We start from the raw sequence: 10,085 nt of genomic DNA on the forward strand, positions 1-10,085 counted from the left end.
GGAGGGACTGTGCAAATCTGCACAGTCGCGACGACGGGAAGGGAGCCTCAGAGGTCGTAGACGGCACCGACCGCCGCGAGTTCGATCGGGCCGCGAAAGCCGCTGGCCTTCGCTTCCGCCAGTGTCTGCGCCGGGTCGTTCCAGGGCAGCAGGTGGGTGAGGACGAGCTGTCCGACCCCGGCCCGTTCGGCGTGCTCGCCCGCCTCCCTGCCCGTCAGGTGCATGTCCGGCGGCAGTCCCGGTCGGTCGGCGAACGCCGCCTCGCAGATGAAGAGATCGGAGCCGCGGGCCAGTTGGACCAGGGCGTCGCTGTGCCCGGTGTCGCCGGAGTACGTCATGACTCCGCCGTCGTGTTCGATGCGCAGCCCGTAGGCTTCGATCGGATGATTCATCAGCGCGGTGGTCACCGTGAACGGTCCGATGGTCATCGGCCCCGGCTCGAACACCCGGAAATCGAAGGTGTCGGTCATCCCCGGGTTCGGTTCCAGTTCGTACGCCTTGATCATATGTTCCGCGGTGCCATGTGGGCCGTACACCGGAATGCGAGGCGCCGGCCCGTCGGGACAGTAGGTTCGCGCGATCCAGTAGACGGTGAGATCGAGGCAGTGGTCGGGATGCAGGTGGGAGATGCATATCGCGTCGATGTCGAGCACGCCGTGGAAGCGCTGAAGACTTCCTATCGCACCGTTTCCGATGTCCAGGAGCATGGAGAAGCCGTCCGCCTCGATCAGGTAGCTGGACGCGGGGCTGTCCGGCCCCGGGAAACTGCCGGAGCAGCCGATCACAGTGACCCGCACGCTCAACTCCTCCTTCGGAATCCCGGGGGATCAGGTCGTCAGCGCCGTGCCGGGCGTGGCCCGCACCGTCTCCACCGCGCCGATCTCGGGGCCGAGGAACCGGCGGCCGAGCTCGGCGAACAGGGCGGGGTCGCCGGTGGCGCGGAACCGGTGCCGCGGCCGCGGCGTCGCCTCGGCGCGGGCAAGCCCCCGATCGTGCAGCACGCGATACACGTCCTTGGCGGTCTCGTCGGCACTTGACACCAGTGTGACCCCGTCGCCGACGACATACGAGATGACACCTGTCAGCAAGGGGTAGTGCGTGCAGCCGAGGATGAGGGTGTCGCAGCCCGCGTCGGCGATCGGGCGGAGGTAGCCGCGGGCCGCCTCCAGCAGGTCGGGGCCCATCGTCACGCCCGCCTCGACGAACTCCACGAAGCGGGGGCACGCGGCGCTCACCAGTTCGATGTGCGGCGCGGCGGCGAACGCGTCGTCGTAGGCGCGGCTGGTCACCGTCGCCTCCGTGGCGATCAGCCCGACCCGGCCGTTGGACGTGGCGCGGGCCGCCCGGCGGGTGGCGGGGTTGATGACCTCGACCACCGGGACGTCGTAGCGTTCCCGGGCGTCGCGCAGCATCGCCGAGCTGGCGCTGTTGCAGGCGATGACCAGCATCTTCACACCCTCGGCGACGAGCTGGTCGAGCATCTCCAGGGCGTAGGCGCGGACCTGCGCGATGGGCCGCGGCCCGTACGGCTGGCGCGCCGAGTCGCCCAGGTAGATGATCGGCTCGTTCGGCAGCTGGTCGAGGATCGCGCGGGCCACGGTGAGGCCGCCGAAACCGCTGTCGAAGACGCCGATGGGAGCGTCCGGAAGACCGTCCATCGGGGACGCGTCCATCCCCCGGGACGCCGACCCCCAGGATGCCTCTGACATGGTGCCCAAGGCTAAGCGAGAAGCCCCCGCTCAGGTGAGTCATGCGTTGGACATCACACCGTTACGTGCCGGAAAACCGTCCAGTTCAGGCCACGCGGGCGGCAGGCGGACACGATCGGGTACGAAACGCCGGAGCGCGCCTCAGCCGCGGGCGCGCGGCACCCGGGCGAGCTGCCGGCTCTGCGCGACGAGCCGGTCCGCGGAGTCCCAGACCTCGACCTCCTCGTCGAACCAGCCGTCCGCGAGGAGCCGGCCGGTGCCGTGCACGGCCAGCCAGCCCTGCGCGGGCACGGCGCGCATGTGCCAGGTCAGCTCGACGGTCGGGGCCCAGCCCTGCGCGTCGAGGTTCAGGACGACGGGCGGCAGCGCGTCCACGGCGAGGGCGAGCGAGTAGGCGTCGATCGGCTCGTCGGCGTGGTGCCGGAACCAGCCCCGGATGTCGGGGCGCCCGGACGGCCGCCCGTCCAGCCAGCCCATGGTGGCGCGGTCGAAGCGCATGTCGACCTGGTCGGCGAAGCCGCCGCCCGCCGGGGGGCGGAAGTCGGTGCACTCCGCCAGCGGCGGGATCGGCGGCGGGCCCTGCTCGGCGTAGGCGGGCTCGGCGGCGGCGTCGAGGGTGCCGGTGGTGATGAGGGCGTCCACGACGGGACGGCCGTCCTGGACGAGGGTGACCAGCGACGCCGCGGCGGTGCGGCCCGTCTTGCGCGGCTCCACGACCACCTCGGCGGGCCCGGCCTTGGTGACCCGGTGGAAGGTCGCCGCGGTGGAGACCGGGTGGGCGTGCGGGGACGCGTCGACGGCCGCGCGGGCCAGCACGGCCATGAGGTACCCGCCGTTCAGCGCCTCGCCGATGGCGTAGCCGCCGTCGAGGACGATCTCGTACCGGCCCTCGCCGACCTGCTTCACGGCGGTCGCGTCGCCGAACCCGCTCATCCGCACTCTCCCGCGTCCGGCCGCGCGGCGGGCGCCGTCAGCCCGTCCGACACGGTTCTAGAATCACATTCGATAGCGAACTGTACCGTGCCGGCCGGATCGCCGCCGTGGTCAGGACACCCCTCGGGGGTCAGGCCCAGAGCTGGCCTTCGAGGCGGGCCTCCGCCTCCTCCAGGGTGCCGCCGTACGCGCCGGTCGAGAGGTACTTCCAGCCACCGTCGGCGATCACGAAGACGATGTCGGCGCGCTCGCCCGCCTTGACCGCCTTCTTCGCCATCCCGATCGCGGCGTGCAGCGCGCCGCCGGTCGAGATGCCCGCGAAGATGCCCTCCTGCTCCAGCAGCTCGCGGGTGCGGCGCAGCGCGTCCCCGGAGGTGACCGAGAACCGCGTGGTCAGCACCGACTCGTCGTACAGCTCCGGGATGAAGCCCTCGTCGATGTTGCGCAGCCCGTACACCAGGTCGCCGTACCGGGGCTCGGCCGCGACGATCCTCACGTCCGGCACCTGCTCGCGCAGGAACCGGCCGACGCCCATCAGCGTGCCGGTGGTGCCGAGCCCGGCGACGAAGTGCGTCACCGTGGGCAGGTCCTCAAGAATCTCCGGACCCGTCGTCTCGTAGTGCGCGAGGGCGTTGGCCTCGTTGCCGTACTGGTAGAGCATCACCCACTCGGGGTTCTCCTCCGCCAGGCCCTTCGCCACCCGGACCGCCTCGTTCGAGCCGCCCGCCGCCGGGGAGAAGATGATCCGCGCGCCCCACATCTCCAGCAGCTGGCGCCGCTCGTCGGAGGTGTTCTCCGGCATCACGCACACCATCTCGTAGCCGCGCAGCTTGGCGACCATGGCCAGCGAGATGCCGGTGTTGCCGGACGTCGGCTCCAGGATCGTGCAACCCGGCGTGAGCAGCCCCTCCTTCTCCCCCTTCTGGATCATGTAGAAGGCGGGCCGGTCCTTGACCGAGCCGGTGGGGTTGCGGTCTTCGAGCTTGGCCCAGAGCCGGACGTCGCCGCTCGGCGACAGCCGCGGCAGGCCCACCAGCGGGGTGCGGCCGAGCGAGTCCAGCAGCGAGTCGAATCGCATGTGCCGCCGTCCAGCCCGGCTCAGCCGCCGGCGACGGCGGGGAGGATGGTGACGCTGTCGCCGTCGGCGACCTGCGTCTCCAGCCCGCCGAGGAAGCGGACGTCCTCGTCGTTGAGGTAGACGTTGACGAACCTGCGCAGGCCCTTGTCGTCCACCAGCCGGTCGCGCAGGCCGGCGTGCCGCGAGTCCAGGTCGGTGAACAGCTCGTCCAGGGTGGCGCCCTTGCCCTCGACGGACTTCGACCCGTCGGTGAGGTTGCGCAGGATCGTCGGGATGCGGACCTCGATCGCCATCGCGGTGATCTCCTTCTACGTCGTACGGGGGCTACCCGCCCTTCGGGACAACCGGGCGGGCGGCGGGAAGATTCCAGGCATGATCAAGCGCGTCAGCGACAGTCGTAGACGACCTCGGCGCGCGAGTGCCCGAACAGGAAGCTCTGCACGGGGGGCACCGGGGACGAACCGGCGCGGCGCCGCACACCGCCCGCCCGGTACCCGCTCGTCCACATGACCGCCAGTTTACCGGCCGGTTCGCGGCGGCTCCCCGGCGCCGTCGGCGCCGGCGTCAGCCGTACGATTCGACTACCTCGACCTTTTCCTCGGTCACCTCGCCGTCCACGATCCGGAACGACCGGAACTCGGTGTCGTCCTCCGCGCGGGTGGAGACGAGGACGTAGTGGGCGTTCGGCTCGGACGCGTAGGAGATGTCGGTGCGCGACGGGTACGCCTCGGTGGAGGTGTGCGAGTGGTAGATGACCACCGGCTCCTCGTCCCGGTCGTCCATCTCCCGCCACACCTTCAGCTGCTCCTGGGAGTCGAACCGGTAGAACGTCGGGGACCGCTCGGCGTTGGCCATCGCGATGTAGCGGACCGGCCGGTCCGAGCCGGCGGGGCCGGCGATGATCCCGCACGCCTCGTCGGGGTGGTCGGCGCGCGCGTGCGCGACGATCTTCTCGACCAGGGCACGTTCGATCGTCAGCATGCCCCGAAGGCTACCGGGCGCGGCGCGCCGCCGGAGTCCCGGCCTCAGCCGATCCGGACCCGCATCCGGACCTGCGTGCCGTGCCGGCCCGAGCGGGTCTCCACGATGTGGCACAGCCGCCGGACGGCCCACATCGCGGGGTCGTGGCCCTTCGCGCCCGGCGGCGCGTAGCCGAGGAACCGGTCGGCCAGGACGCGCACCGGGTCGGTGACGTCGCAGACCAGCTCGCCCGCCTCCGCCCACACCCACAGGGAGCCGCGGCCGCCGCCGTCCCGGATGATGCCGGTGGCGACCTCGTTGACCGCGAGCACGAACGGGAGCGTGCGCTCCTCCGGCAGCCGGTAGCGGGCGGCCCCGGTGAACAGGAAGTCGCGCAGCCCCGGCAGCCCGCCCGTCGCGAACGACCTGCGGGCCGCCCCGGCCGGCGGCGGGGGCAGCGGGCCCGCGTCGCACTCGGCGCAGAACTCCGCGGGCGGCGTGTACCGCTCGGCGGGGACGGGCCCGTCCGGCATGGCCAGCTCCGGGTGGGTGCGGGCCGCGGCGGCCAGCACGTGGTCCGGCAGCAACGCCGTGTCGTACGCGCACATGATCATGGTCGGGGTGCCGGCGAACACGACGTTCAGCAGCGCGTCGTGCCGCTTCCACTCGCGGGTCTCCAGCGGCGTCCGGCCGCGCCAGACGGGCTCGGCCAGCATCCGCAGCCGGCCGCGCGGCCACCAGTCGGCGCGGGCCCGGTCGTGGCAGGCCGCCAGCGCGTGCATCGGGCCGCGGGACCACATCGCCGGGTCGAGGAACTCGATGTCCGCGGTGGTCTCCCGGCCGAGCCGCCCGCGCAGGGCCGCCGCCACCGGGGGCTCGACGACCACGACGACCGCGTCGCCGGCCCGGCGCCCGGCGCGCAGGTACGGCACGGCGGTCAGCAGGTACTCGTTCCGCGACCCGTACATCAGCGCCCGGTGCACGAGGACGTCCTGGTCGTCCCGGGCGTCCACGGCGGGTCCCGTGGGGCCGGGCCCGTTCACGCGGTCGCCTCCGCGACGATGCCGGGCGCGGTGTCCCAGCCGCAGACGCGCATCAGCAGCTCCATCCAGCCGGGCATCGACCGCAGGATCACCTGCCGGTCGAGGACGGTGCTCAGCTCGTTCGCGCGGATCAGGGTGCGCAGCCCGTCCAGGTCGCAGAAGTCGAGCCGGGACAGGTCGAGGCACAGGTGCGCGGAGCCGTCGCCCGCGTCGCGCAGCGCCTCGACCAGGCCCGGCAGCGTCGACTCGTCGATCGCGCCGGACAGCCGCAGGCCGGGCGGGGCGAACAGCGGGACGATCCGCAGCACCCCGTCGTCGAAGACCGCGTCGGCGCCGGCCCGCCCGCCGTGGTGCCGCTCCACCTCGCGCAGGTGCCCTGCCGCGAACCAGCGGCGGTCGAACTGGCACAGCGCCATCGCCGCGCTCCCCGGCCGGGCGACGGCCCGGTGGACGGCGCCCTCGAACGACGCGAAGCGCTTCGTCCCGGGCCAGCCGCGCAGGGACGGGCACGCCTCGCCCGCGATGCGCACCCCCGGGCGGCCGCGGGCCAGCGCCGACTCCAGCACGGTGCGGAGGTCGGTGCCGACGGTGGACAGCACGGTCAGCCGGCCGTCGTCGAGCGCCGCGCCGAAACCGGGCCGCAGCCGCCCGGCGGCCCCGGCGGGCTCGCCGTCCACGAGGTAGACGAGGGCGTCCCCGGCGCGCAGGCCGTCGTTGAGGAACGCGGTGAGGACGGTGTGCCGCTCCTCCGCGTTGACGTAGGGCAGGCACAGGTGGTCGCCGGGCCGCATCTCACCGACCGGTGTGGCGGACTCGCCCGGCCGGGGACGGGTCGTCTCGGGAGCCATGCGGCCTCCTCGCCAGAAGCGCTCGTCAGGGGCGCGCCCGCACGCGCCTCATCACGCGCGGTACTCGATGGAGATGCCGGCGGCGTCGTCCAGGCCCTCTTCGCGCAGCCGGTCGTGCAGGGCGGGCGGCACGGCGCGCAGCAGCAGCCCCCCGTGCCCCCGGCCGCCGGCGCCGGTCAGCAGGCGCAGGCCGTCCGCGTCGCAGCCGGTCACGCCGCCGAGGTCGAGGCACAGCAGGCCCGTCCCGGTGGTGAGGGCCGCCAGCACCTCCGCGGCGGCGGAGAGGTTCGTCCGGTCGATCGTCCCGGCGAGCTCGGCGCCGGGCGGGCTGAAGATCGGCGTGATGCGCAGCACCCCGTCGTCGTAGTAGTCGTTGACGCGGACGCGGCCCATGTGGCTGGCGTCCACCGCCGCCAGCCGCACCTCGTCGAACCAGCGGCGGTCGAACTGGCAGATCGCCATCGCCTTCAGGTCGGTGGTCATGAAGACCTCGTCGAGCATCCGCTCGAAGTCGCCGTGCTGCTCGGTGCCCGGCCAGCGGCGCAGCGAGAAGCGCGCCTCGCCGGCGATCCGCACGCCCCGGTAGCCCTGCACGAGCGCGATGTCGATCTCCGTCGCCATCAGCTGGATGCTCTCCTGCGGGTCGAACCGGCCGCTCGCGAGGAACGTCTCCTCGGCGGTCCGGACGACGAAGTGCCCGGCCTCCATGGCGGCGGCGAGGTCGACGGCGTCCTCGTCCCGGTCCTGGGCCGGCTCCTGGGGCGGCTGCTGGGACGGTCCGGCCACGCCGTCGCCGAGCAGCCAGGCGAGCACCTCGGGCGCGGGGACGCCGTCGGAGATGTAGATGACCTTCTGGCCCGCGCGGACCCCGTCCCGCGCGTACGCGGCCATGATCGACCGGCGTTCGCCGTCGTCGTCGAAGACGAGGGCGAGGTGGTCGCCCAGCTCCATCGCGCCGACCGGCTTGGGGTGGGTGCCCGCTGCGGGCATGACGGCCTCCGTGTGGTTGCGGCCCGCCGCCGGCGGGCCGGGATCGCCCCCTGGAGGCAACGCTAACGACCCTCCGCACCGCCGTCCGGACAATCGGTCAGGTCCGCGGTGACCAGGTGTGGACGCGCGAGCCGCTCACCGGAGGAAGCCGGAGACTCACCGGAGGAAGCCGGAGAAAGGCGGGGGAAGGCGGTCACCAGAGGGCGCGGACGAGGCTCTCCTGCAGCACCGTGAGCCAGTCGTAGGCGGCGAACAGGGGCGCGCGGGGGTCGCGCGGATCCAGGGCGCCCGCCTCCTCGTACCACTCCTCGGAGATGTCGAGCCGGGTCCCGAGCGCCAGCCGGACGTCGTTCAGCGCCCGCAGCCACGCCTGCGCCTGCTTCTCGTCCAGCAGCACGTCCTGGCCGGGCTCGCTCAGCGACCCCAGGACCGTCTCGGCCGCCTCGCGCTTGCCGTCGCGCAGCCCCATCTCGGTGTAGCGGCGGAACTCGCCCGCCGCCTCGCCGTCGTCCTGGTACGCGTCGGGGAACAGCCGCGCCAGCACCGGGTCGTCCGGTTTGGTGGCGTTCTCGGCGATGCCGATGGACGCCAGCTCGTCGTCTTCGCCGGGCGCGTCGCCCAGCAGCGCGAGGAGCTGCTCCATCAGGGCGCGCAGCAGCGCGGCCTCCTCGGCCGCGAGGCGCACCCTGATGCCCTGGCGGGTCCTCTTCACATGGCTCACGGGTCGCTCCGCTCCGGACGGCTCATCGGGTCGCTCCGCCCTCGGGCACTAGTCGTCCCGCTTCACGGTGGCCCACAGGCCGTAGGAGTGCAGGATCTCCACGTCCCGCTCCATCTCCTCGCGGGTGCCGTTGGCCACCACGGCGCGGCCCTTGTGGTGCACGTCGAGCATCAGCTTCTCGGCCTTGGTCTTCGGGTACCCGAAGACGGCCTGAAAGACGTACGTGACGTACGACATCAGGTTGATCGGGTCGTTCCAGACGATCGCCAGCCAGGGGCGGTCCGCGCTGACGTCCTCCTCGGCGTCCGGCCGCTCCAGTTCGACGGGTGCGGGCGCCGTGCCCATGGCGCTCATGTCCGCGTCTCCCCCTCTCCGCGTGAAGTCGGTCCGCCCACGCACCCGATGCTATGCGCCGCTCCCCGTCCGGGTGCGCCGGTCCGGACCTCCATGGTGCCCGCGGCAAGGCTTAGGGTTCCAGATGTGGACCTTGGTGACGGTACTGCCCTGCTGACCGACCAGTACGAACTGACCATGCTGCAGGCCGCGCTCCGCGGCGGGACGGCCGACCGGCACGCGGTCTTCGAGGTGTTCGCGCGGAGCCTGCCCGCGGGCCGCCGCTACGGCGTGGTCGCAGGGACGGGCCGGCTGCTGGACGCGATCGAGGCGTTCCGATTCCAGCCCGCGCAGCTGGAGTTCCTGGCCGCGAACGGCATCGTGGACGAGCCCACCCTGCAATGGCTGGAGAAGTACCGCTTCACCGGGAACGTCTACGGATACGCCGAAGGCGACTGCTTCTTCCCGGACTCGCCGATCCTGGTGGTCGAGGGGACGTTCGGGGAGGCCGTCCTGCTGGAGACGCTCGCCCTGTCGATCCTCAACCACGACTGCGCGATCGCGTCGGCGGCGTCCCGGATGGTCCAGGCCGCGGGGGACCGGCCCCTCATCGAGATGGGGTCGCGGCGCACCCACGAGTACGCCGCCGTGGCCGCCGCCCGCGCCGCCTACATCGCGGGGTTCGCCACCACCTCCAACCTGGAGGCGGGCCGCCGCCACGGCGTGCCGACCGCCGGGACGAGCGCCCACTCGTTCACCCTCCTGCACGACAGCGAGCGGCACGCGTTCGAGGCGCAGCTCGCCTCGTTCGGGGCGGACACCACGCTCCTCGTCGACACCTACGACGTCGAGCGGGCCGTCCGCACCGGCGTGGAGCTCGCGGGGCCGGACCTCGGCGGCGTGCGGCTCGACAGCGGCGACCTCGGCGCGCTCGCGGCCCGCGTCCGGGAGCAGCTCGACGCGCTGGGCGCGCACGGCACGCGCATCGTGGTGACCGGCGACCTCGACGAGTACGGCATCGCGGCCCTCGCCGCCGCGCCGGTGGACGGCTACGGCGTGGGGACGTCCCTCGTGACCGGTTCGGGCGCGCCCACGGCGTCCCTGGTGTACAAGCTCGTCGCCCGCGCGGACGGCCCCGGCGAGGACGCCGCCGTCCGCCCGGTGGCGAAGCGCTCCCCCGGCAAGCCGAGCCGCGGCGGCCGCAAGACGGCCGTCCGCCGCATCGACGGGCACGGCGTCGCCCACGCCGAGGCGGTCTTCCTGGGAGAGGCCGACCCTGGGCCGCGCGACCGGCTCCTGCACGTCCCGCTGGTGCGCGGCGGCGAGGTCGTCGGACGCGAGCCGCTCACCGCGAGCCGGGAGCGGCACGCCCGCGCCGTCGCGGAACTGCCGCCGTCGGCGGTGCGGCTGTCCCGCGGCGAGCCCGCCGTCCCGACCGAGTTCGCCGACGGCCCACGCCCCTGACCCCGC

The 10,085-nt window shown here is 73.2% G+C and carries 13 protein-coding genes; 1 reads left to right on the plus strand and 12 read right to left on the minus strand.

The features are described from left to right. Nucleotides 1–47 precede the first annotated feature (47 nt). From E1200_RS12110 to clpS, 12 genes are all read right to left on the minus strand, one after another. Nucleotides 48–797, minus strand: a complete 750-nt coding sequence (locus E1200_RS12110) for an MBL fold metallo-hydrolase (RefSeq protein WP_131951952.1) — start codon at nucleotides 795–797, stop codon at nucleotides 48–50. Nucleotides 798–827: 30 nt separating this feature from the next. After that, complete coding sequence (murI, locus tag E1200_RS12115) at nucleotides 828–1,658, minus strand: glutamate racemase (protein WP_131951963.1); 831 nt, start codon at nucleotides 1,656–1,658, stop codon at nucleotides 828–830. Nucleotides 1,659–1,850: 192 nt separating this feature from the next. Then, nucleotides 1,851–2,642, minus strand: a complete 792-nt coding sequence (locus E1200_RS12120) for a thioesterase family protein (RefSeq protein ID WP_131951953.1) — start codon at nucleotides 2,640–2,642, stop codon at nucleotides 1,851–1,853. A gap of 130 nt (nucleotides 2,643–2,772) precedes the next feature. Continuing rightward, nucleotides 2,773–3,720, minus strand: coding sequence for a cysteine synthase (locus E1200_RS12125; protein WP_131951954.1), 948 nt, complete (start codon nucleotides 3,718–3,720; stop codon nucleotides 2,773–2,775). Between the two features lie 20 nt (nucleotides 3,721–3,740). After that, nucleotides 3,741–4,013 carry a MoaD/ThiS family protein gene (locus E1200_RS12130; protein WP_131951955.1) on the minus strand — a complete coding sequence of 91 codons (273 nt, stop codon included), beginning with the start codon at nucleotides 4,011–4,013 and terminating at the stop codon, nucleotides 3,741–3,743. Nucleotides 4,014–4,105: 92 nt separating this feature from the next. Then, the gene (locus tag E1200_RS35200; protein ID WP_279484224.1) at nucleotides 4,106–4,228 is read right to left on the minus strand and encodes a hypothetical protein; all 123 of its coding nucleotides are present in this window, start codon (nucleotides 4,226–4,228) and stop codon (nucleotides 4,106–4,108) included. Nucleotides 4,229–4,284: 56 nt separating this feature from the next. Next, nucleotides 4,285–4,701 (minus strand): M67 family metallopeptidase, encoded by a 417-nt coding sequence (locus tag E1200_RS12135; RefSeq protein WP_131951956.1) that lies wholly within the window; start codon nucleotides 4,699–4,701, stop codon nucleotides 4,285–4,287. Between the two features lie 44 nt (nucleotides 4,702–4,745). Further along, nucleotides 4,746–5,693, minus strand: coding sequence for an MEDS domain-containing protein (locus E1200_RS12140; RefSeq protein WP_243708499.1), 948 nt, complete (start codon nucleotides 5,691–5,693; stop codon nucleotides 4,746–4,748). A gap of 26 nt (nucleotides 5,694–5,719) precedes the next feature. After that, nucleotides 5,720–6,571, minus strand: coding sequence for an MEDS domain-containing protein (locus tag E1200_RS12145; RefSeq protein ID WP_131951957.1), 852 nt, complete (start codon nucleotides 6,569–6,571; stop codon nucleotides 5,720–5,722). A 51-nt stretch (nucleotides 6,572–6,622) separates the two neighbouring features. Beyond that, nucleotides 6,623–7,561 carry an MEDS domain-containing protein gene (locus tag E1200_RS12150; RefSeq protein WP_131951958.1) on the minus strand — a complete coding sequence of 313 codons (939 nt, stop codon included), beginning with the start codon at nucleotides 7,559–7,561 and terminating at the stop codon, nucleotides 6,623–6,625. 193 nt (nucleotides 7,562–7,754) lie between these two features. Further along, nucleotides 7,755–8,282 carry a DUF2017 domain-containing protein gene (locus tag E1200_RS12155; protein ID WP_131951959.1) on the minus strand — a complete coding sequence of 176 codons (528 nt, stop codon included), beginning with the start codon at nucleotides 8,280–8,282 and terminating at the stop codon, nucleotides 7,755–7,757. 48 nt (nucleotides 8,283–8,330) lie between these two features. Next, nucleotides 8,331–8,627, minus strand: coding sequence for an ATP-dependent Clp protease adapter ClpS (gene clpS, locus E1200_RS12160; protein ID WP_131951965.1), 297 nt, complete (start codon nucleotides 8,625–8,627; stop codon nucleotides 8,331–8,333). A 102-nt stretch (nucleotides 8,628–8,729) separates the two neighbouring features. On the opposite strand from clpS, the gene E1200_RS12165 reads away from it, so the two are divergent. Beyond that, nucleotides 8,730–10,079, plus strand: coding sequence for a nicotinate phosphoribosyltransferase (locus E1200_RS12165; protein WP_131951960.1), 1,350 nt, complete (start codon nucleotides 8,730–8,732; stop codon nucleotides 10,077–10,079). Nucleotides 10,080–10,085: the final 6 nt, after the last annotated feature.

This window comes from Actinomadura sp. GC306 (genome assembly GCF_004348665.1).
GTDB lineage: Bacteria > Actinomycetota > Actinomycetes > Streptosporangiales > Streptosporangiaceae > Spirillospora.